A 21,407-nucleotide genomic window follows, 5' to 3' on the forward strand; every position below is an offset into this window, starting at 1 on the left:
TTAAAGAACCAGACTCAGTTCCAGCCAGCCCGATCCATCATCCGGATCGCTTCCGCCTGACGCTTGCCGGCAATTTCCACCGGCAAGGTGTCGGCGACAAACTTGCCCCAGCTCGCCACTTCAGCGGACGGCGGCACAGCCGGGTTGGCCGGGAATTCCTGGTTCACGTCGGCGAAGATTTTTTGCGCTTCAGGGGTCGTCATCCATTCCACCAGCGCCTTGGCCGCCTCCGGGTGTGGCGCATGCTTGGTCAGACCGATACCCGACAGGTTGACGTGCACCCCGCGATCCCCCTGGTTAGGCCAGAACAGCTTTACCGCCAGGTCCGGCTTCTGCTTGTGCAGGCGGCCGTAGTAGTAGGTGTTGACGATGCCCACATCGCATTGGCCGGCGTTGATCGCTTCCAGCACGGCGATGTCATCGGAGAAAACGTCGGTGGACAGGTTGTTCACCCAGCCCTTGAGGATCTGCTCGGTTTTGTCGGCGCCATGGACTTCGATCATGGTCGCGGTCAGGGACTGGTTGTAGACCTTTTTCGCCGTGCGAAGGCACAGGCGCCCTTCCCAGTTCTTGTCGGCCAGGCCTTCATAGGTGGTCAACTCGCCGGGTTTCACTCGCGTCGTCGAATAGGCAATGGTCCGCGCTCGCAGGCTCAGGCCGGTCCAGGCGTGAGCGGAGGAGCGGTACTGCAAGGGGATGTTGGCGTCGATCACTTTGGAAGTGAACGGTTGCAGGATGCCCATCTGCTCCGCTTGCCAGAGGTTGCCGGCATCGACGGTGAGCAGCAGGTCGGCCGTGGCATTCTCGCCTTCGGCCTTGATCCGCTGCATCAGCGGCGCTTCCTTGTCGGTGATGAATTTGACCTGCACCCCGGTTTTTGCGGTGTAGGCATCAAAAACCGGTTTGATCAGCTCGTCGATACGCGACGAGTAAACCACTACCTCATCGGCAGCCTGGGCGATGGTGCTGCCGATCAGGGTCAGGGCGAGTGCGGTCAGTAGACGCTTCGGTGCCAACATGGGAGCAGTCTCTCGATTGAAGTGTGAGGCGAAATGATAAGGACTCACATTCGCCTTCTCAATCGATGAGTGGGTGGAGGAGTTACCAGATGTTGCATGGCTTGGGATTTTGTTGAATGAGCCGACCCCTCGCGAGCAACCCCGCTCTCTTGTAGGAGCTGCCGAAGGCTGCGATCTTTTGATTTTTGCTTTTCAGCGAACCAAACACATTCAAGATCAAAAGATCGCAGCCTTCGGCAGCTCCTACAAGATCTTGGCCTTCGCCCCAACCAAAGGTTCAGATCTTGGCCAGCGCCGGCAGATCCCCGGTCAACCCCAGCGCCTCGCGCACGAACAGCGCCTTCGCCTCGGGCATCTGGTCCACCAGCTTCAACCCGGCATTGCGCAACCAGCGCACCGGCAATGGATCGGCCTGGAACAAACGTTCAAAGCCTTCCATCGCCGCCATCAGCGCCAGGTTGTGGGGCATGCGCCGACGCTCGTAGCGGCTCAAAACCTTAGGGTCCGCCAGGCGCTCGCCGCGCTCGAGCGCTTGCAGCAGGACCTCCGCCAGTACCGCTGCATCGAGGAACCCCAGGTTCACGCCCTGGCCAGCCAGCGGGTGAATGGTGTGTGCTGCATCGCCAATCAATGCCAGGCCTTCAGCGACATAGCGTTTGGCATGGCGCTGGCGTAACGGCACGCATACGCGTGGATCGGCACCCAGCACGGTGCCGAGTCGACCTTCGAAGGCCCGCTCCAGTTCGCGACAGAAACCTTGTTCGTCCAGCGCCATCAGCCGCTCGGCTTCGCCGGGGGTGGTCGACCACACAATCGAGCACCAATCCTGCTGACCGTCGCGTTCCAACGGCAGGAAGGCCAGGGGGCCATGGTCGGTGAAGCGTTGCCAGGCGGTCATCTGATGTGAGTTGGAGCTGCGCACGCTGGTGACGATCGCGTGGTGCAGGTAATCCCACTCGCGTGTGGCCATGCCGGTCAGGCGCCGTACCGCCGAATTGGCGCCATCGGCAGCGATCACCAGGGGTGCGCGCAACGTGCGACCGTCGGCCAGGGTCAGCAGCCAGTCATCCCCGGAACGACGCATCTGTTCCAGGCGTGCATTGGCCAGCAGGCCAAGGTCACAGTCGTGCAGGCGATCGAGCAAGGCATCCTGAACCACGCGGTTTTCGACAATGTGCCCAAGCACTTCGGCGTGAACACTGGCCGCCGAGAAGTGAATCTGCCCGGTGCCACTGCCGTCCCACACGTGCATGTCGGTGTAGGGGCTGGTGCGCCGGCTTGCGATGCCATCCCAAACATCCAGACGCTCCAGAATCCGCTGGCTGGCGGCCGACAGGGCACTCACTCGCGGCTCGAACGGCGCCTGGTTGTCGAAGGGTTTGACGCTCATGGGGCTGCCGTCCAGCAGCAGCACTTCCAGCCCGCTGCCCTGTAACGCCAGCGCCAGGGCACTGCCGACCATTCCGGCCCCGACAATCAGCAGATCTGCGCGCATTTCCATGCTTATGCCTGTCTCGCTTGCGGCTTGAGCCGCACATAAAGGGTTTTGCCGACCCGCGCCACCAAATGGCCGGCGCCGTCATGAATATCGACCTGCAACTGCGGCAGGTATTTTTTGCCATCGGCCGTTTGCCGGCGGATCTCATCGAGCAAGGTATCGTCAATGGTGAAGCGGGCGAATACCGGGCCCTTGCCGGGCGCAATGAAATCGATATCGGCGGCCTTGTCCCAGACGATGTACCGGTGACCGAGGTTCTCCATCAGCATCAACATGAAAAACGGATCGACCATCGAATACAGGCTGCCGCCGAACTGGGTCCCGACATAATTGCGGTTGTACCAGCCCAGCCCCATGCGCACCCGCACGTCACGAAAGTCATCGCTGATGTGCTGCACACGGACGCCGGCACCGAGGTACGGCGGGTACAGGGTCATCGCCCAACGCATCAGCCGTGCCTTGCCAAATTTTTTGCTCAACCAGTCAAGCATCGGGACGGGTACCCAGTCCCATGGCCTGCCGGGCGAACCAGCGCTTGGCCGGCGGCAGCAGGTCCAGGCCCAGCAGGCCGAGATTGCGACCCAGGGAAACCAGTGGCTGGGTGCTGCCGAACAAGCGAGTGACCTGGTCCGAGAAGCCGACCGTCAAGTTTTGATCCAGGCGCTGACGCTCGCGGTAAGCCTGCAGGGTGGCGAAATCGCCGGGGGCTTTTGCGCTCGCCAGCAGCGCATCGGCCAGGGCCTGGGCATCACGCAGCGACAGGTTGAAACCCTGGCCGGCAATCGGGTGCAGGCTATGTGCCGCATTGCCGAGAATTGCCAGGTGCGGACGCACCTGTTCCTCGGCCTCAATCAGCGTCAAAGGGTACAGATGTCGCGCACCGACCTGCTTGAGGGTGCCAAGGCGATAACCGAAAACACCCTGCAGCTCACTGAGGAATGCACGCTCGTCCAGCGCCGCCAGGCGCTGCGCGTCCATACCCTGGCGCGTCCAGACCAGGGCGCAGCGGTTGTCCGGCAATGGCAGCAATGCCATCGGGCCGTCGTCGGTGAAACGCTCGAACGCCACGCCGTTATGGGATTCACTCGGGGTGATGTTGGCAATCAGCGCGCTCTGGTTGTACGGACGCTTGCGGATGCCCACGCCCAATTGCTCGCGAAGCCCGGAGCGACCACCATCAGCGAGCACGGCGAGGTCGCATTCCAAAGTGGTTTCATCGTTGAGGGTCAGGCGATAACCATCGGTCAGCGGCTCCATGGCGGTGACTTCAGCCGGGCAGCGCCAGGTGATGACGTCCTTGTCCAGCGCTTGCCAAAGGCACTGGCCAAGCCAGGCGTTCTCCACCACATAACCCAGCGCCGGCACGCCCTCCTCCATCGCCGACAGGCGCGCGGTAGAGAAGCGACCGCGGTCAGAGACGTGGATCTGCTTGATCGGCTCGGCGCGGCGGGTAATCTCCTGCCACACGCCCAGCCGTTGATAAATCTGTCGGGCGCCGTAGGACAGCGCCGAGGAACGCGCATCATAGCTTGGCTGGTAGGTGTCGCCGGGCGCGAAGGGCTCGATCAGCACGATCTTCCAGCCACGGGCCTTGGCTCCTGCCTGCAACGCCAAGGCCAGACTGGCGCCGACCAGGCCACCCCCGATGATTGCCAGGTTTGCCCGACTCATGCCGCTTGTGCCCGTGCGGCAGCCATCAAGGCCTCGATCTCGGCGACCGTCTTCGGTACGCCTCTGGTCAGGATTTCACAACCGGTCTTGGTCACCACCACGTCGTCCTCGATGCGCACGCCAATGCCGCGCCATTTTTTCGCAACTTTCTGATTGTCCGCGGCAATGTAGATGCCCGGTTCCACCGTCAGGGCCATGCCGACTTCCAGCACCCGCCACTCGCCGCCAACCTTGTACTCGCCGACATCATGCACATCCATGCCCAGCCAATGCCCGGCGCGGTGCATGTAGAAAGCCTTGTAGGCTTCGCTGGCAATCAGCTCATCGACATCGCCCTGCAGCAGACCCAACTCCACCAGGCCCGAGGTGATCACCCGGACCGTAGCTTCGTGCGCCTGATTCCAGTGTTTGTTTGGTGCTATTTCGGCGAACGCGGCTTCCTGGGAAGCCAGCACCAGTTCATATATCGCCTTCTGTTCAGCCGAATACTTGCCATTCACCGGCCAGGTGCGGGTGATGTCGCTGGCGTAGCAGTCAATCTCGCAACCGGCGTCGATCAGCACCAGATCGCCATCCTTGAGCAGCGCGTCGTTCTGCTGGTAGTGCAGGATGCAGGTGTTGCGCCCGGCGGCGACGATCGAGCCGTAAGCCGGCATCTTCGCCCCGCCTTTGCGGAACTCGTAGTCCAGCTCGGCTTCCAGGCTGAATTCGTATAGCCCTGGGCGACTGGCCTGCATCGCACGGATATGCGCCTGGGCGGAAATCCGTGCGGCCTCGCGCATCACCTTCACTTCTGCCGCCGATTTATACAGGCGCATGTCGTGCAGCAGATGATCCAGGGCAACGTATTCGTTCGGCGGCTGGGCGCCCAGGTGGGCCTTGGAGCGGATCACATTGATCCAGTCCATCAGGTGCCGATCGAATTCCGGATTGCTGCCCATGGCCGAATACACCCGGTCGCGCCCTTCGATCAGGCCCGGGAGGATGTCGTCGATGTCGGTAATGGGAAACGCATCGTCGGCGCCAAAGTCGCGGATCGCGCCTTCCTGACCCGCACGCAGGCCGTCCCACAACTCGCGTTCGGCATTGCGTTCACGGCAGAACAGAATGTACTCGCCATGTGACCGCCCAGGCATCAGCACCAGCACGGCCTGGGGCTCGGGAAAACCGCTCAGGTACTGGAAGTCGCTGTCCTGACGGTAGACGTGCTCCACGTCACGATTGCGAATGGCCACCGCTGCAGCGGGCAGGATGGCAATGCTGTTGGGCTCCATCTGCGCCATCAGGGCCTTGCGGCGACGGCTGTATTCCGATTTCGGGATATGAATCATGGGCAGATGGCTTTCCCTGGCAAACGATTAATGCAGTGACGGCTTGGCGGCAGCCGGCGCATCCGGCTTCCTGGTTTCGGAGAACAGCAGCAGCGGTGCTACTCGCAGGTACTCCATCACTTCCATGTAATCGCTTTCGCCGTCGTCGGATTCTTCCAGGGCGTCCTGCACCTGGGAAATGGCTGCCAGATCCTGTAACACTTCTGTGGCTTCGGTGCTCAGCATGCTGCTGTCACGGCAGTTCAAGCCAAAACCGCTGAGGAAACCCTGGCACCATTGGCCCAGCGCGGCGGCGCGGTCAGCCAGTGGTTCGTCATCAGTCGGCAGCAGCAGAACGACGGTAACGTCGTCGCCGGTGAGCTCGCCCTTGACCATCTCCTGCAAGCCGATCAAGGCGTTGCGGACGTTATCCTGAGGCTCGCTTTCCAGCAGCTCGGCGGCATCGATCAGCCACTCGTCGGCATTGAAGCCGGCACCGGCGCAGCTACGGCCGAGCAACAGCCCGTGCAGCTCAGCGGGAGAGACGTTATGCCCGCTGGAAGTCAGCAGGGTGGCGAAGGCTTGGTACGGGGAATTCTGAATGGGCATGGGCAACTAGGCGCCAGACGGCGCAATGTCTAGAATGAAGGCCTTGTATCCTACATCGACTCCTCTGTAGGAGCGAGCTTGTTCCGGGCGGCGATCCGACGATGGTCGCAAACGATAACGCGGTGTGCGTGACACCCCCGCAGCGTTCTCGGGTTCACCGTCGGATCGCCGCCCCGACCAAGCTCGCTCCTGCAGTCCGACACCCATCAGACAGTGAAGACAATGGAAGACACCGACCTGCAAGCGCTGATGGCCAGACTCGAGTTGTTAATTAACCGGGTCGAGCAACTAAAGAGCCAAAACGGACTCCTATTAGCTCAGGAAAAGACCTGGCGCGAGGAACGCGCGCACCTCATTGAAAAAAATGAAATCGCTCGGCGTAAGGTCGAATCGATGATTTCGCGCCTCAAGGCCCTGGAGCAAGACTCATGAGTTCAAGCAATAGCGTTACCGTGCAGATCCTCGATAAAGAGTATTCGATCATCTGCCCCCAGGAAGAGCGCAGCAACCTGGTGAGCGCCGCCCGTTACCTGGACGGCAAGATGCGCGAGATCCGCAGCAGCGGCAAAGTCATCGGTGCCGATCGCATTGCCGTGATGGCCGCGCTGAACATCACGCACGACCTCCTGCACAAGGAAGAACGCCCGGATGTACAGGCCAGCGGCTCGACCCGGGAGCAGGTTCGCGACCTGCTCGATCGTGTCGATCTGGTGCTCGCTACCGATCCGGACGTCACCAAGGGCTGATTCGTGCGACTGCTTGGGGTATACTCGCATCACTCCCTGGGGTGCTTGCCAGTTGACCACGTCCCTGAGCCGATTCGCACTACCCTGGAGGTTGCACGTTGGGCTGGTGTGCATGTCCGCTAGACGGAAAGCCTTAAAGCCTACTGCATCTTCCACCTTGAACTTTCGGGTTCAAGGGCTAAGTCAGCAGCGGTTCATCCGGGGAGCCTGATTCCAGTCCGATGCCGGTTTCGTTACCGGCATCGGCTTTTTTACGGGTACGATTTAGTCACCCGACCCGCGAGCCCGAATCCATGACCGAACCTGCGCTGCTGCCCCGCCCGCAACTTCGACGCATGCTGCGCAAGGCTCGCCGCGCACTGACTCCCAGTCAACAGCGCCAGGCCGCTCGCGGGCTGTATAGGCAACTGGCCCAGCATCCGCTGTTTCGCCGCGCAAAACATATCTCGCTCTACTTGCCCACCGACGGTGAAATTGATCCGCGCCTGCTGCTGCGTGCGGCTCAGCAAAGGGGCAAGGTGACGTACCTGCCAGTGCTCAGCGCCTGGCCACGAACGCGCATGGTGTTCCAGCGAATTCGCCCCGGGGATAAACTCAAGCCCAACCGCTTCCGCATCCTCGAGCCCCGAGCCAACCTCGCTTCGCAGCGCAAAGTCTGGACGCTTGACCTGGTCCTGCTGCCATTAGTCGGTTTTGACGACGTCGGCGGACGCCTGGGCATGGGTGGCGGTTTTTATGACAGGAGCCTGGCGTATCTGGCACGCCGCAAAAGCTGGCGCAAGCCGACGCTGCTGGGGCTGGCTCATGAATGTCAGAAAGTCGAGCGACTGGCTCAAGCGAGCTGGGATGTGCCGCTGCAGGGAACGGTAACGGACAGGGGCTGGTATTTCGCAGGTATCGCACCGTAGGAGCAAAGCTTGCTCACGATAGCGATCTTTCAGGCAGATGGATGTTGAATGTGACGCCGCCGTCGCGAGCAAGCTTTGCTCCTACAGGTGCGGCGTCCGGAAATCAGATCAGCGCTTGAAGGCCGACGGCTGTTGTTGCTGGGTCAATTCCATAGGAGCGTCAGTCTTGTTGCTCCACAGACTTTGGGCATAACCGGTGGTCACGACGCCGAGGCCGAACAAAATAACCAAAATCCATAGTAAATCCGGTTTGCGTTTCATCGATTGCCCCCCAAAGGCATATCAACACGATGACAGCAGCGGTTTCCGTTGTAGGCCGTGCAGCAGCGTCAAGCTAAGAAGGCCGGCATTTTGCGACAACGGGACCCTACACGCAAACGCTGGCGTCAACCGACTGTCGGTTTGTCATAAAATTGCCCGACAACTTGCCCACTCACTTCGCAAGGAGCAAAACCATGGCCTATTGGCTGATGAAATCCGAGCCCGACGAACTGTCCATAAAGGACCTGGCAAAGTTGGGCACAGCGCGCTGGGACGGGGTTCGCAACTATCAGGCGCGCAATTTCCTGCGGGCCATGGCGGTGGGCGACGAGTTTTTCTTCTACCACTCCAGCTGCCCGGAACCGGGGATCGCCGGGATCGGCAGGATCATTGAAGCCGCATACCCGGACCCTACCGCCCTGGAGCCTGAAAGCCATTACTACGACCCGAAGGCCACGGCCGAGAAAAACGCCTGGAGCGCGATTGATGTCGCCCATGTGGAGACGTTTGCCAAGGTGTTGAAGCTGGACTACCTGAAACAGCAGGCGGCGCTGGCCGAGATGCCGCTGGTGCAGAAAGGCTCGCGGCTGTCGGTGATGCCGGTTACGGCAGAGCAGTGGGCGGCGGTGATTGCTTTGCGCTAATGCACAAAAGATCGCAACCTGCGGCAGCGCCTACAGACGTTCGCGCTCACAGACAGGAATTGTCGCTGGCTGCCATCTTTTGATGTTTCAATCAGACAAAGAAAGGCTTACTGGATAATAAGGTTGTTGAACAACAGATCCTCAACCACCGGCTTGCCCGTCTCGTCATTCATGATTTGCTGGGTCTGCTTCAAGGCTTCCTGACGCAGTTTCTCCTTGGCCTCCACATTGTTCATCGCCTCGGTCGTCTGCTGCGCGAACAACGCCACCAGCTGATTGCGAATCAACGGCTCGTTGGCCTTCACCAGTTTGGTCGCCTCATCCCCAGTGACGCGCAAGGCGACATCCGCCTTGTAGACCTTGAGCTTGGGCGTGCCGTCCAGGCCGTAGTTGCCCACAAATGGCGGGGTCAGGGTGATGTAGTTGACCTTCGGCGCTACTTCTTCCTTGGCTTCTTCGGCCATCGCTGCCACCGGCAGACACAGGGCCAGCATCAATACGGTCCACGCTTTCACAATTCGCTCCTTATCCGGTTTGCGGCCTAGCATAACGACCCGCTGCGTCAGCACAAGCTTATGGCTGACTATCAGGGCGAGGCATGCTCGTTGACCCGTTGACTCACACACCTACACTTATCGGCCATCACTCCCAAAGGAATAGCCCTGATGAAAGCCGTGCTGTGCAAAGCCTTCGGCCCTGCCGAATCGCTGGTGCTGGAAGACGTCGCCAGCCCTGTCGCAAAAAAGAATGAAATCCTGCTGGACGTGCACGCCGCCGGGGTCAATTTCCCGGACACGCTGATCATCGAGGGCAAATACCAGTTCAAGCCGCCCTTCCCGTTTTCCCCTGGTGGCGAGGCGGCTGGCGTAGTGAGTGCGGTCGGTGAAAAAGTCAGCCATTTGAAAGTCGGTGACCGCGTCATGGCCTTGACCGGCTGGGGCAGTTTCGCCGAGCAGGTGGCAGTGCCAGGCTATAACGTGTTGCCGATTCCGCCGTCGATGGACTTCAACACCGCCGCTGCGTTCAGCATGACCTACGGCACATCAATGCACGCCCTCAAGCAAAGGGGCAGCCTGCAGCCGGGTGAAACCCTGCTGGTGCTGGGCGCCTCCGGAGGGGTCGGCCTGGCCGCCGTGGAAATCGGCAAAGCCATGGGCGCACGGGTGATCGCCGCCGCCAGCAGCGCGGAAAAGCTTGCAGTGGCCAAGGCGGCCGGCGCAGATGAGCTGATCAACTACAGCGAAACCAGCCTCAAGGATGAGGTCAAACGCCTGACCGATGGCCAGGGCGCCGACGTGATCTACGACCCGGTCGGCGGCGACCTGTTCGACCAGGCCATCCGCGCCATCGCCTGGAACGGCCGCCTGCTGGTAGTGGGTTTTGCCAGTGGGCGCATTCCGGAACTGCCGGTGAACCTTGCGTTGCTCAAGGGCGCAGCGGTAGTCGGGGTGTTCTGGGGCTCGTTTGCCCAACGCCAGCCGCAAGACAATGCGGCGAACTTCCAGCAGCTGTTTGGCTGGTTCGCTGAAGGCAAATTGAAGCCTCTGGTGTCGCAGGTGTATCCGCTCAGCAATGCGGCACAGGCAATCAATGACCTTGGACAGCGCAAGGCGGTCGGCAAGGTGGTGGTGCAAGTTCGCTAAAGCTCTGGAGCAGTCTGGCCTGGACCCACCCCGTCCAGGTCAACTCCTCAGCCGGACTTCCTCCATGAATCGATTCGCGAACTGCTTCCTGCATAGGTTACGGGCCGAAAACCCGAAAAAGAACGTGATGACTTCCGGTACGCACGCAGGACATGTCCCATAAAACCTGGCTAAAACGTGCGCCCGAGTGCCTGAGCGCGGCCAAAGTAATCTTTCCTGCAACGTCCTTCACTTATGTCTGAGCGACATGTTCGTAAAAGAACATGCGATCTCGGACATTTCCGCTGTTTGGTCGATGGCTACCGGTGCTATTTTCGGTAACGAAACTGTAACATTCGCATCCGCAGTCAAAACAAGAATCTGGAGCTCTTGAATGTTTGCTTTCTTTCGTCCTGCCGCGCATCAGGCTCCTTTGCCTGAAGACAAAATAGACAGTGCCTACCGACGCCATCGCTGGCAGATCTTTGCCGGTATCTTTATCGGCTACGCCGGATACTACCTGCTGCGCAAAAACTTCTCATTGGCCATGCCCTACCTGATCGAAGAGGGTTACACCCGCGGCGAGCTGGGCCTGGCGCTGTCTGCCATCGCCATTGCCTATGGCCTGTCGAAATTCCTGATGGGCATCGTCTCCGACCGCTCGAACCCGCGCTTCTTCCTGCCGTTCGGGCTACTGGTGTCGGCCGGGGTCATGTTCATTTTTGGTTTCGCGCCATGGGCGACGTCCAGTGTGACCATTATGTTCATCCTGCTGTTCATCAACGGCTGGGCCCAGGGCATGGGCTGGCCGCCGAGTGGCCGGACCATGGTCCACTGGTGGTCGCAAAAGGAACGCGGCGGCGTGGTGTCGCTGTGGAACGTGGCGCACAACGTCGGCGGCGGTTTGATCGGCCCGCTGTTCCTGCTGGGCATGGGCCTGTTCAACGACTGGCATGCGGCCTTCTATGTGCCTGCAGCCGTAGCCTTGGCCGTGGCGGTATTTGCCTTTGCCACCATGCGCGATACGCCACAATCGGTCGGCCTGCCGCCCATCGAGAAGTACAAGAACGATTATCCGGAAGGCTACGACGCCAGCCATGAAGAAGAATTCAGCGCCAAGGAAATCTTCGTCAAGTACGTGCTGCGCAACAAAATGCTCTGGTACATCGCCCTGGCCAACGTCTTCGTCTACCTGCTGCGCTACGGCGTGCTGGACTGGGCACCGACCTACCTCAAGGAAGCCAAGGGTTTCACCGTTGATAAAACCTCGTGGGCGTACTTCTTCTACGAGTGGGCCGGTATCCCGGGCACGCTGTTGTGCGGCTGGATGTCGGACAAGATCTTCCGCGGCAACCGCGGCCTGACCGGCATGGTGTTCATGGCACTGGTGACCGTGGCCACTCTGGTGTATTGGCTGAACCCGGCTGGCAACCCGACCGTCGACATGATCGCGCTGGTTTCGATCGGCTTCCTGATCTACGGCCCGGTCATGCTGATCGGCCTGCAGGCACTGGAACTGGCGCCGAAGAAGGCAGCCGGTACGGCAGCAGGCTTTACCGGCCTGTTTGGCTACCTGGGTGGATCGGTGGCGGCCAGTGCGGCGATGGGCTACACCGTGGACCACTTCGGCTGGGACGGCGGCTTCGTGCTATTGATCGGCGCGTGCCTGCTGGCCATGGCCTTCCTGGCCCCCACGCTGTGGCACAAGCAAGTGGCCAGTCAGAGCCGCGAAGCGGTCGCCTGATCCACTGAAGACTTGCAGCGCTTGAGCCGCGCCTCCAGATTTCGGTCTGGCATGGCGTGGCTACGCAGGGCGTGGGCGGTCTGCTCGACGTAATCGCGAGTAGTGCCGTAGCGCCCGCAAGCATTTTCGAATACCTGACTCAGCACGTGGTCCGGCAAGTTGCCGGCGTAGCTGGGCAAGTGTCGCTCCAACACGAACCCCAATGCCTGGACCTGACTTCCGTCTTCGAGACGGCAGTTGAGCCAGTGTGGGCGATAGGAAGGGAATGGCATTTCGCGCTGCCAGAGCGCATACAGCGAGGCATCCAGCTGTTCTTCCGGCAGGCGATAGGCGAAGCCGCTGCAGGAGCCGCCGCGATCCAGGCCAAACACCAGCCCGGGCACTTCAGGCGTGCCGCGATGTTCGTGCGACCACAGGTACAAACCGCGATGATAGCCATGCACCCGACCGCGTACCCGCTCTACAGCCGGGCACTCGGGCCGCCAGATCAAGGAACCGTAAGCGAACAGCCATACCGGCCCACCTTTGTGGCGCGCCATGGTGGACTGCATCGAGCTGAGCAATTGTTCGTGAGTGAGCTGCGGCCCCAGATCGAGCCGCGGAGGGTAAGCCAGATTCAAAAAAGCAGATTCAATGGCGCTCATGGCGATTAGCGTTCAGCTCCCCGCGAGTGAAGAATTACTTAATAGAACGCACCGCTGTAACAATAAGGCACATATGTTTTAAGGCAATTTAAGTGCCATGGCAGAGTTCTTAAATGATTGCCTTGATGAGATATAACCTACCGGTATTTACAGTTTTCTATAAATACCGATCAGCTATATAGGGAGATATAAGCAAGCTAACCGTAGGAGCTGCCGCAGGCTGCGATCTTTTGATTTTCAAAACAAAGTCAAAAGATCGCAGCCTGCGGCAGCTCCTACAAGGGCAAGGTCAAGATCGAGGATCAAGATCGAGGATCAAGATCGCGGATCAAGATCGCGGCGCATACGCAAATACATCCGCACGCATCTGATGCGCATCCATCCCGGCTTCTACCAGCGCGTCCAGCGTGCCGTACACCATCGCTGGCGAGCCACTCGCGTAGACATGCAACGGCTTCAGGTCGGCGAAGTCCTCGCAGACCGCCTCATGCAGCATGCCGCAACGCCCTTCCCAGCCGCATTGATCGCTCACGACTTTATGCAGAAACAGGTTGGGCAGCTTCAGCCATTCATCCCAGTGCTCGATTTCATAGAAATCTTCAGGCCGACGCACGCCCCAATACAGGTGGACCGGATGCTTGAAACCTGCGGCTCGACAGTGCTCGATCAGGCTGTGAATCTGGCCCATGCCGGTTCCCGCAGCGATCAGCACCAGCGGGCCGTCGGGCAACTCCGCCAGGTGGGTGTCGCCAAATGGCATCTCGATGCGCACCATCGCCTTGCGTTGCAGCTGATCTATCAGGCTCAGCGCACTGCTTTCGCGCGCCAGCACGTGTATTTGCAGATCCCGGCCCGAATGAGGCGCCGAGGCCAGGGAAAAGGCCGACTTCTCGCCATTCTCCCGCTCGATCATCAGATACTGCCCGGCGTGATAGCGCGGCGGCTTGCCGGCAGGCGCTCGCACGCTGACGCGCCAGGTGTCGCCACCCACGTCCCGGCACTCAATGACCTGACACGCCAAGCTACGCACAGGTAATTCTCCCAGCGAGAGCACGCCATCCCACAGCACGACGCAGTCTTCCAGCGGCTGCGCAATGCAAGTGTAGAACTCACCGTGATCGCGCACATCGCCGCTCTGCTCCACGCGACCTTCCACCAGCAGCGCGGCGCACACATGACAGTTGCCGTTGCGACAGCTTTGCGGGCAGTCGTAGCCCAGGCGCCGCGCCCCATCGAGAATCCGCTCGCCGGGCAGAATCTGTAGCACCGCTCCGGAAGGCTGCAAAGTTACACGCATCAATCTATTCCTAACTGATTCCAGATGGCATCGACCCGTTTGGTCACGGCTTCGTCCTTGACGATGACCCGGCCCCACTCGCGAGTGGTTTCACCCGGCCATTTATGCGTGGCATCGAGCCCCATCTTCGAACCCAGGCCGGATACCGGCGAAGCGAAGTCGAGGTAGTCGATCGGCGTGTTGTCGATCATCACCGTATCGCGCTTGGGGTCCATGCGCGTGGTGATGGCCCAGATCACGTCGTTCCAGTCTCGCGCGTTGATATCGTCGTCAGTGACGATAACGAACTTGGTGTACATGAACTGTCGCAAAAACGACCAGACACCCAACATTACCCGCTTGGCATGGCCGGGATATGACTTCTTCATGGTTACGATAGCCATGCGGTACGAGCAGCCTTCGGGCGGCAGGTAGAAGTCGGTGATCTCCGGGAACTGCTTTTGCAGAATCGGCACGAACACTTCGTTCAGGGCCACGCCGAGAATCGCCGGTTCATCCGGCGGACGGCCGGTGTAGGTGCTGTGGTAGATCGGCTTGATGCGGTGAGTGATGCGCTCTACCGTGAACACCGGGAAGCTGTCGACTTCGTTGTAGTAGCCGGTGTGGTCGCCGTACGGACCTTCATCCGCCATCTCGCCCGGATGGATCACACCTTCAAGGATGATCTCGGCGGTGGCCGGCACTTGCAGGTCATTGCCACGGCACTTCACCAGCTCGGTGCGGTTGCCGCGCAGCAAACCGGCGAAGGCGTATTCAGACAGGCTGTCCGGCACTGGCGTCACGGCGCCGAGAATGGTCGCCGGATCAGCGCCAAGCGCTACGGAAACCGGGAACGGCTGCCCAGGATGCTTCTCACACCACTCGCGGTAATCCAGCGCACCACCCCGGTGACTGAGCCAGCGCATGATCACCTTGTTGCGGCCGATCACTTGCTGACGGTAAATGCCGAGGTTCTGGCGGTCCTTGTTCGGACCTTTGGTGACGGTCAGGCCCCAGGTAATCAGCGGGCCGACGTCGCCTGGCCAGCAGGTCTGCACTGGCAGCATCGCGAGGTCGACGTCGTCGCCTTCAATGACCACTTCCTGACACACCGCATCCTTGACGACTTTTGGCGCCATGGCGATGATCTTGCGGAAAATCGGCAGCTTGGACCAGGCGTCTTTCAGCCCCTTGGGCGGCTCGGGCTCCTTGAGGAAGGCCAGCAGCTTGCCGATCTCGCGCAACTCGCTGACGGCTTCCGCCCCCATGCCCAGCGCCACGCGCTCTGGCGTACCAAACAGGTTGCCGAGCACCGGGATGTCATAACCCGTCGGGTTTTCGAAAAGCAGCGCGGGACCCTTGGCGCGCAAGGTGCGATCGCACACCTCGGTCATTTCCAGCACAGGGGACACCGGAACCTGGATGCGCTTGAGCTCGCCGCGCTTTTCCAGACCGCTGATAAAGTCGCGCAAGTCGCGATACTGCATGCGTGAGCCTCGTTTTGGCCGTGGCGTTCGGGGGAGGCAGTTTAGCGCCGAACCCCGCTGTTCAGAACCACCAACTGCCAATGATCAAAAATCAGATAGCAAAAAGCCGGGTTTCCCCGGCTTTTGCTGATCTATCGACTTACTTGCGTTTCATCGACAGGAAGAACTCATCGTTGGTCTTGGTCGTTTTCAGCTTGTCGACCAGGAACTCGATGGCAGCGATCTCGTCCATCGGGTGCAGCAGCTTGCGCAGGATCCACATGCGCTGCAACTCGTCATCGGCCGTCAGCAACTCTTCGCGGCGAGTGCCGGAACGGTTGATGTTGATAGCCGGGAACACGCGCTTTTCAGCGATACGACGATCCAGCGGCAGTTCCATGTTGCCCGTGCCTTTGAATTCCTCGTAGATCACTTCGTCCATCTTCGAGCCGGTTTCAACCAGCGCGGTGGCGATGATGGTCAGCGAACCGCCTTCCTCGATGTTCCGCGCGGCACCGAAGAAACGTTTCGGTTTCTCCAGGGCGTGGGCATCGACACCACCGGTGAGTACCTTGCCGGAGCTCGGGATCACGGTGTTGTAGGCACGAGCCAGACGCGTGATGGAGTCGAGCAGGATCACCACGTCTTTCTTGTGCTCGACCAGGCGCTTGGCCTTCTCGATCACCATTTCGGCAACCTGCACGTGGCGGGTTGGCGGCTCATCGAACGTCGAGGCAACCACTTCGCCACGCACGGTGCGCTGCATTTCGGTTACTTCTTCCGGACGCTCGTCGATCAGCAGCACGATCAGATGAACTTCAGGATTGTTACGCGCGATGTTGGCTGCGATGTTCTGCAGCATGATGGTTTTACCGGCTTTCGGCGGTGCCACGATCAAACCACGCTGGCCTTTGCCGATCGGGGCGCACAGGTCGATGACCCGACCGGTGAGGTCTTCGGTGGAACCGTTGCCGGCTTCCATCTTCATGCGCACCGTCGGGAACAGCGGGGTCAGGTTCTCGAAGAGAATCTTGTTTTTCGCATTCTCGGGACGATCGTAGTTGATCGTGTCGACCTTGAGCAGCGCGAAATAACGCTCGCCTTCCTTGGGAGGGCGGATCTTGCCAACGATGGTGTCACCGGTGCGCAAGTTGAAGCGACGAATCTGGCTTGGCGAGACGTAGATATCGTCTGGGCCAGCGAGATAGGAAGCGTCAGCGGAGCGAAGGAAGCCGAAGCCGTCCTGGAGAATCTCCAGCACGCCATCACCGGAGATTTCCTCGCCGCTTTTCGCGTGCTTTTTGAGCAGGGAGAAAATCACGTCCTGCTTGCGCGAACGGGCCATATTTTCTATGCCCATCTGTTCGGCCAATTCGAGCAGTTCGGTAATCGGCTTTTGCTTGAGTTCAGTCAGATTCATATAGGAATGACGTAATCATTTATGGAGGGGGGGAAATTAAGCTTTTGGCTTAATGAGGCCGCGCCGCAGAGAAGGCGACAGGATCGCGTACTTATTCGAAAAGGAGTGCGTCGGCGACGGCTAGCAGGGGGCAAAGGAGAAACCAGTGCGGGGCCGAATGTACCACCTGAGTTTCGGAGCGTCTAGCCCTCGATAACGAAAAAGCCCCGCAAATAGCGGGGCCTTTTTTTCAGACACTTTATTACGACGCTTAGATGTTGGCGTCCAGGAAAGCGGCCAATTGCGACTTCGACAGTGCGCCGACCTTGGTCGCTTCAACGTTGCCGTTCTTGAACAGCATCAGCGTCGGGATACCGCGCACGCCATGCTTGGCCGGGGTTTCCTGGTTTTCGTCGATGTTCAGCTTGGCAACGGTCAGCTTGCCTTTGTAGGTTTCTGCAATCTCGTCCAGGACAGGAGCGATCATTTTGCAAGGGCCGCACCATTCAGCCCAGTAGTCGACCAGCACAGCGCCTTCGGCCTTCAGTACATCGGCCTCGAAGCTAGCGTCGCTAACGTGTTTGATAAGATCGCTGCTCATGGAAGTCTCCAGGTTGTAAGCAAAAAAACGTGGCCCATCATAGCCGCCCTTCCCCCGTTCAGGAAGCTGCAGATGATTGACTCTTGCTATGGTGCCGCATGAGTTTGGGTATAGCTCAATTCATCAGGCGGCGGGGGCGATGAAGGCAATTCCGGTGCGCAGCGCGGCATTGCGCACGTGTTCCTGCATCGCCTTCTGTGCGGCCCCGGACGCCCGGCGTGCCAGTGCGCGGAGAATCTTGCGGTGCTCCTGCCAGGTTTCCATGGCGCGCTCGGCCCGGATGAACGGTAGCTTCTGGCTCTCCAGGAAGATGTCGGCACTGGCGGTCAGGATACTCAGCATCGCCTGATTGCCGCTGGCCAGCAGGATGCGCCGGTGAAACTCGAAATCCAGGCGCGCCGCCGCTTCAAAGTCGCCCACCTTCAACTCGTTGCGCATCGCGGCCACGTTGTCTTCCAGCGCATCGAGCTGGACAGTACTTAACGTCACCGCTGCCAGGCCCGCAGCGAACCCCTCCAGGGCATAGCGCAACTGGAAGATGTCCAGGGGCGACGCCTGTGCCGCGAAGGGCCAGCTCAACGCCGCGTCGGACCGCGCCAGGTCCACGGGCGCCTGCACAAACACCCCTTTGCCCGGCTGGATGCTGATCAGCCCCAGGGCACTTAACGACGACAGCGCTTCGCGTAACGACGCCCGGCTCACGCCCAATTGCACCGCCAGGTCCCGTTGCGAGGGCAAGGCATCCCCCGGCCCGAACCCCTGTTCGGTGATCAGTTTACGGATGGCTTGCAGCGCCACTTCAGGAACGGCTCGGGAGATCGAATTCATGGTTTTTCAGACGAACCGGATGAATGAGCGGACAGTTTTAAAGCTATTCGCAGCGTCCGGCAAGTCGTGCCCCATGGGGGTTCGCAGAGTTATGACGATGCGCTATCAGGGTGCGAATCAGGGCTCAACTGTTCAGACCAGTAAGACCGAGCAAACCCAGTAAACCCGGGGGCTGTGCCACCCGAAACCGATACTTGGCATGGCCCGTGCTCTGTCGATCCGCAGAAATCACTTCTCGCCGATTCGGAGATTTGCCATGACCCAGCGTTACAGCGCCCTCCTCGCAGCCCTGTTTGCCAGCCTGATGCTGAGCCAGGCGCCCGCCCACGCCGACGGCCTGGAGGACGTGGTCAAGCGCGGCGTCCTCAAAGTCGCCGTGCCACAGGACTTCCCGCCCTTCGGCTCGGTGGGTCCGGACATGAAGCCTCGCGGCCTGGACATCGACACTGCCAAGCTGCTGGCGGACCAGCTCAAGGTCAAACTCGAACTGACCCCGGTCAACAGCACTAACCGCATTCCGTTCCTGACCACCGGCAAGGTCGACCTGGTGATTTCCAGCCTTGGCAAGAACGCCGAACGCGAGAAAGTCATCGACTTTTCCAGCGCCTACGCGCCCTTCTACCTCGCAGTGTTCGGCCCGCCAGAGGCCACGATCAAGACGCTGGACGACCTCACGGGCAAGACCATCAGCGTCACCCGTGGCGCCATCGAAGACATCGAGCTGACCAAGGTGGCCCCGCAAGGCGTGACCATCAAGCGCTTTGAAGACAACAATTCGACCATCGCCGCCTACCTCGCCGGCCAGGTCGATCTGATCGCCAGCGGCAACGTGGTGATGGTGGCGATCAGCGAGAAGAACCCCAAGCGCGTGCCGGCTTTGAAAGTAAAGCTCAAGGATTCGCCGGTCTACGTCGGGGTGAACAAGAACGAGCCGGCGCTGCTGGGCAAGGTCAACCAGATCCTCGCCACTGCAAAAACCGACGGCGCGCTGGAGAAAAACTCCCAGACCTGGCTGAAAGAGCCACTGCCGGCCGATCTCTGATCGTCGCCCGGGAGATTTGACATGGCTTATCAGTTCGACTTTCTACCGGTGGTGCAAAATACCGACCTGCTGCTGCGCGGTGCGTTGTTCACCCTTGAACTGACCGCCATTGGCGCGGTATTCGGGGTGGCGCTAGGCATCGTCGGCGCGCTGGTACGGGCGTGGAACATTCGCCCGTTCTCGGTGATTTTCGGGGTTTACGTCGAGTTGATCCGCAACACACCCTTCCTGGTGCAGTTGTTTTTCATCTTCTTCGGCCTGCCGTCACTGGGTGTGCAGATTTCCGAATGGCAGGCCGCCGTGCTGGCGATGGTGATCAACCTGGGCGCCTATTCCACGGAAATCATTCGCGCCGGCATTCAGGCGATCCCCCGAGGACAGCTGGAAGCCGCCGCAGCGCTGGCGATGACCCGCTTCGAAGCGTTTCGCCACGTCATCCTGCTGCCGGCGCTGGGCAAGGTCTGGCCGGCCCTGAGCAGCCAAATCATCATCGTCATGCTCGGCTCGGCGGTCTGCTCGCAGATCGCCACCGAAGAGCTGAGTTTCGCCGCCAACTTCATTCAGTCGCGCAACTTCCGCGCCTTTGAAACCTATGCCCTGACCACGCTGATCTACCTGTGCATGGCGTTGCTGATTCGCCAGCTCCTGAACTGGATCGGCCGTCGTTACATTGCAAGGAGCAGCCAATGAGCGATTTCACCTTCTGGGACATCGTGCGCAACCTGCTCACGGGCCTGCAATGGACGCTGGCGCTGTCACTGGTGGCGTTCATTGGCGGCGGGCTGATCGGTCTGCTGGTCATGGTCATGCGCATCTCGAAGAAAGCCTTGCCGCGCAATATCGCGCGCACCTACATCGAACTGTTCCAGGGCACGCCGCTGCTGATGCAGTTGTTCCTGGTATTTTTCGGTGTGGCGCTGGCCGGTGTGGACATCTCCGCGTGGATGGCTGCGGCCGTCGCCCTGACCCTGTTTACCAGCGCTTACCTGGCGGAGATCTGGCGCGGCTGCGTCGACTCGATCCCCGACGGCCAATGGGAAGCCTCATCGAGCCTGGCGCTCAACCCGCTGGAGCAACTGCGCTACGTGATCCTGCCGCAAGCGCTACGCATCGCCGTGGCGCCGACCGTGGGCTTTTCGGTGCAAGTGGTCAAAGGCACTGCCGTCACCTCGATCATCGGCTTCACCGAGCTGACCAAAACCGGCGGCATGCTCGCCAACGCGACCTTTGAGCCGTTCATGGTCTATGGCCTCGTCGCCCTCGGTTACTTCCTGCTCTGCTACCCCTTGTCCCTCAGTGCGCGCTACCTGGAAAGGAGACTGCATGCCTCTGCTTAGAATTTCCGCCCTGCATAAATATTACGGCGATCACCACGTGCTCAAAGGCATCGACCTCAGTGTCGAGGAAGGCCAGGTGGTGGCAATCATCGGCCGCAGTGGCTCGGGCAAATCGACCTTGCTGCGCACGCTCAATGGCCTGGAGTCGATCAATGATGGCGTGATTGAAGTCGACGGCGAATACCTCGACGCCGCCCGTGCCGACCTGCGCACTCTGCGACAGAAGGTCGGGATGGTGTTCCAGCAGTTCAACCTGTTCCCCCACCTGACCGTTGGCGAAAACGTAATGCTCGCCCCGCAAGTTGTGCAGAAGGTACCGAAGGCCAAAGCCCGGGAACTGGCGCGCGAAATGCTGGAGCGAGTAGGGCTCGGGGAAAAGTTTGATGCATTCCCGGATCGATTGTCCGGCGGGCAGCAGCAACGCGTGGCAATCGCCCGGGCACTGGCCATGTCGCCGAAGGTGTTGCTGTGCGACGAAATCACCTCGGCGCTGGACCCGGAATTGGTCAATGAGGTGCTGAGTGTGGTTCGGCAACTGGCCAAAGACGGTATGACGCTGATCATGGTCACCCACGAAATGCGCTTTGCCCGGGAGGTTGGGGACAAGCTGGTGTTCATGCACCTGGGCAAGGTGCATGAGGTGGGAGACCCGAAGATCTTGTTTGCCAACCCGCAGACAGCGGAGCTGGCGAATTTCATTGGTACTGTGGAAGCGACAGTCTGAAAGCTCTGCAGGGCCTGTGATGGCCTCATCGCGGGCTTGCCCGCGATTGACCGCGCAG

The 21,407-nt window shown here is 60.2% G+C and carries 24 protein-coding genes and 1 other RNA gene; 11 read left to right on the plus strand and 14 right to left on the minus strand.

Going from position 1 to position 21,407, the window contains the following annotated elements; genetic code table 11:
* Window positions 1-14: 14 nt before the first annotated feature.
* The 6 genes from IMW75_RS15870 to IMW75_RS15895 form a co-directional block, all read right to left on the minus strand.
* On the minus strand, window positions 15-1,019 hold the full coding sequence (locus IMW75_RS15870; RefSeq protein ID WP_045059644.1) for an extracellular solute-binding protein: 1,005 nt from the start codon (window positions 1,017-1,019) through the stop codon (window positions 15-17).
* A 277-nt stretch (window positions 1,020-1,296) separates the two neighbouring features.
* On the minus strand, window positions 1,297-2,514 hold the full coding sequence (locus IMW75_RS15875) for a 2-octaprenyl-3-methyl-6-methoxy-1,4-benzoquinol hydroxylase (protein WP_205893152.1): 1,218 nt from the start codon (window positions 2,512-2,514) through the stop codon (window positions 1,297-1,299).
* 8 nt (window positions 2,515-2,522) lie between these two features.
* Window positions 2,523-3,008 (minus strand): DUF4442 domain-containing protein, encoded by a 486-nt coding sequence (locus tag IMW75_RS15880; protein WP_205893147.1) that lies wholly within the window; start codon window positions 3,006-3,008, stop codon window positions 2,523-2,525.
* Window positions 3,001-4,188: a 2-octaprenyl-6-methoxyphenyl hydroxylase gene (ubiH, locus tag IMW75_RS15885; RefSeq protein ID WP_045059647.1), complete on the minus strand. Its 1,188-nt coding sequence runs from the start codon at window positions 4,186-4,188 to the stop codon at window positions 3,001-3,003. Before ubiH ends, IMW75_RS15880 begins: the two co-directional genes overlap by 8 nt.
* Entirely contained in the window at window positions 4,185-5,519 is a 1,335-nt protein-coding gene (gene pepP, locus IMW75_RS15890) for a Xaa-Pro aminopeptidase (protein ID WP_045059648.1), read from the minus strand. Before pepP ends, ubiH begins: the two co-directional genes overlap by 4 nt.
* A 27-nt stretch (window positions 5,520-5,546) precedes the next feature.
* Window positions 5,547-6,107, minus strand: coding sequence for a YecA/YgfB family protein (locus IMW75_RS15895; RefSeq protein ID WP_045059649.1), 561 nt, complete (start codon window positions 6,105-6,107; stop codon window positions 5,547-5,549).
* A gap of 222 nt (window positions 6,108-6,329) precedes the next feature.
* Here IMW75_RS15895 and IMW75_RS15900 point away from each other — a divergent pair, with 222 nt between their 5' ends.
* The 4 genes from IMW75_RS15900 (at window position 6,330) to IMW75_RS15915 (ending at window position 7,761) form a co-directional block, all read left to right on the plus strand.
* Window positions 6,330-6,539: a TIGR02449 family protein gene (locus IMW75_RS15900; protein ID WP_003213954.1), complete on the plus strand. Its 210-nt coding sequence runs from the start codon at window positions 6,330-6,332 to the stop codon at window positions 6,537-6,539.
* On the plus strand, window positions 6,536-6,853 hold the full coding sequence (locus tag IMW75_RS15905) for a cell division protein ZapA (protein ID WP_007942435.1): 318 nt from the start codon (window positions 6,536-6,538) through the stop codon (window positions 6,851-6,853). Before IMW75_RS15900 ends, IMW75_RS15905 begins: the two co-directional genes overlap by 4 nt.
* 30 nt (window positions 6,854-6,883) lie before the next feature.
* Window positions 6,884-7,062: non-coding RNA, 6S RNA (gene ssrS / locus IMW75_RS15910), on the plus strand.
* An 84-nt stretch (window positions 7,063-7,146) separates the two neighbouring features.
* Window positions 7,147-7,761, plus strand: coding sequence for a 5-formyltetrahydrofolate cyclo-ligase (locus IMW75_RS15915; protein WP_205893148.1), 615 nt, complete (start codon window positions 7,147-7,149; stop codon window positions 7,759-7,761).
* A gap of 108 nt (window positions 7,762-7,869) precedes the next feature.
* On the opposite strand, the gene IMW75_RS15920 is transcribed toward IMW75_RS15915, so the two are convergent.
* Window positions 7,870-8,022: a hypothetical protein gene (locus IMW75_RS15920; protein WP_122841054.1), complete on the minus strand. Its 153-nt coding sequence runs from the start codon at window positions 8,020-8,022 to the stop codon at window positions 7,870-7,872.
* A gap of 194 nt (window positions 8,023-8,216) precedes the next feature.
* On the opposite strand from IMW75_RS15920, the gene IMW75_RS15925 reads away from it, so the two are divergent.
* Entirely contained in the window at window positions 8,217-8,666 is a 450-nt protein-coding gene (locus tag IMW75_RS15925; RefSeq protein WP_205893149.1) for an EVE domain-containing protein, read from the plus strand.
* A 107-nt stretch (window positions 8,667-8,773) separates the two neighbouring features.
* Here the strand turns inward: IMW75_RS15925 and IMW75_RS15930 are convergent, their stop codons facing one another.
* Window positions 8,774-9,181 carry a flagellar basal body-associated protein FliL gene (locus IMW75_RS15930; RefSeq protein WP_045059652.1) on the minus strand — a complete coding sequence of 136 codons (408 nt, stop codon included), beginning with the start codon at window positions 9,179-9,181 and terminating at the stop codon, window positions 8,774-8,776.
* A 150-nt stretch (window positions 9,182-9,331) separates the two neighbouring features.
* Here IMW75_RS15930 and IMW75_RS15935 point away from each other — a divergent pair, with 150 nt between their 5' ends.
* Window positions 9,332-10,309, plus strand: coding sequence for an NADPH:quinone oxidoreductase family protein (locus IMW75_RS15935; protein ID WP_045059653.1), 978 nt, complete (start codon window positions 9,332-9,334; stop codon window positions 10,307-10,309).
* Between the two features lie 373 nt (window positions 10,310-10,682).
* On the plus strand, window positions 10,683-12,032 hold the full coding sequence (gene glpT, locus IMW75_RS15940) for a glycerol-3-phosphate transporter (RefSeq protein ID WP_045059654.1): 1,350 nt from the start codon (window positions 10,683-10,685) through the stop codon (window positions 12,030-12,032).
* Here the strand turns inward: glpT and IMW75_RS15945 are convergent.
* From IMW75_RS15945 to IMW75_RS15970, 6 genes are all read right to left on the minus strand, one after another.
* The gene (locus IMW75_RS15945; RefSeq protein ID WP_045059655.1) at window positions 12,008-12,676 is read right to left on the minus strand and encodes a gamma-glutamylcyclotransferase; all 669 of its coding nucleotides are present in this window, start codon (window positions 12,674-12,676) and stop codon (window positions 12,008-12,010) included. The two genes, glpT and IMW75_RS15945, sit on opposite strands and share 25 nt — an antisense overlap.
* A 328-nt stretch (window positions 12,677-13,004) precedes the next feature.
* On the minus strand, window positions 13,005-13,973 hold the full coding sequence (locus IMW75_RS15950) for a CDP-6-deoxy-delta-3,4-glucoseen reductase (protein ID WP_205893150.1): 969 nt from the start codon (window positions 13,971-13,973) through the stop codon (window positions 13,005-13,007).
* Window positions 13,973-15,439 carry a 4-hydroxy-3-polyprenylbenzoate decarboxylase gene (gene ubiD, locus IMW75_RS15955; protein WP_045059657.1) on the minus strand — a complete coding sequence of 489 codons (1,467 nt, stop codon included), beginning with the start codon at window positions 15,437-15,439 and terminating at the stop codon, window positions 13,973-13,975. The genes IMW75_RS15950 and ubiD overlap by 1 nt, the downstream gene beginning before the upstream one ends.
* A gap of 139 nt (window positions 15,440-15,578) precedes the next feature.
* Entirely contained in the window at window positions 15,579-16,838 is a 1,260-nt protein-coding gene (gene rho / locus IMW75_RS15960; RefSeq protein ID WP_007942421.1) for a transcription termination factor Rho, read from the minus strand.
* A 250-nt stretch (window positions 16,839-17,088) separates the two neighbouring features.
* Window positions 17,089-17,418 (minus strand): thioredoxin TrxA, encoded by a 330-nt coding sequence (gene trxA / locus IMW75_RS15965; protein WP_003206727.1) that lies wholly within the window; start codon window positions 17,416-17,418, stop codon window positions 17,089-17,091.
* A gap of 123 nt (window positions 17,419-17,541) precedes the next feature.
* A complete protein-coding gene (locus tag IMW75_RS15970; protein WP_045059658.1) occupies window positions 17,542-18,246 on the minus strand; it encodes a FadR/GntR family transcriptional regulator in 705 nt (234 codons plus the stop codon).
* 256 nt (window positions 18,247-18,502) lie between these two features.
* On the opposite strand from IMW75_RS15970, the gene IMW75_RS15975 reads away from it, so the two are divergent.
* Genes IMW75_RS15975 through IMW75_RS15990 form a run of 4 tightly spaced genes read left to right on the plus strand, consistent with a single transcriptional unit; the run spans window position 18,503 to window position 21,349 of the window.
* Window positions 18,503-19,288 (plus strand): transporter substrate-binding domain-containing protein, encoded by a 786-nt coding sequence (locus IMW75_RS15975; protein ID WP_205893151.1) that lies wholly within the window; start codon window positions 18,503-18,505, stop codon window positions 19,286-19,288.
* A gap of 21 nt (window positions 19,289-19,309) precedes the next feature.
* Window positions 19,310-19,978: an amino acid ABC transporter permease gene (locus tag IMW75_RS15980; protein WP_045059660.1), complete on the plus strand. Its 669-nt coding sequence runs from the start codon at window positions 19,310-19,312 to the stop codon at window positions 19,976-19,978.
* On the plus strand, window positions 19,975-20,625 hold the full coding sequence (locus IMW75_RS15985) for an amino acid ABC transporter permease (RefSeq protein ID WP_045059661.1): 651 nt from the start codon (window positions 19,975-19,977) through the stop codon (window positions 20,623-20,625). Before IMW75_RS15980 ends, IMW75_RS15985 begins: the two co-directional genes overlap by 4 nt.
* The gene (locus IMW75_RS15990; protein ID WP_045059662.1) at window positions 20,612-21,349 is read left to right on the plus strand and encodes an amino acid ABC transporter ATP-binding protein; all 738 of its coding nucleotides are present in this window, start codon (window positions 20,612-20,614) and stop codon (window positions 21,347-21,349) included. The genes IMW75_RS15985 and IMW75_RS15990 overlap by 14 nt, the downstream gene beginning before the upstream one ends.
* The last annotated feature ends 58 nt before the right edge of the window (window positions 21,350-21,407 follow it).

The organism is Pseudomonas gregormendelii, from assembly GCF_017114825.1.
GTDB classification, from domain to species: Bacteria; Pseudomonadota; Gammaproteobacteria; order Pseudomonadales; family Pseudomonadaceae; genus Aquipseudomonas; species Aquipseudomonas gregormendelii.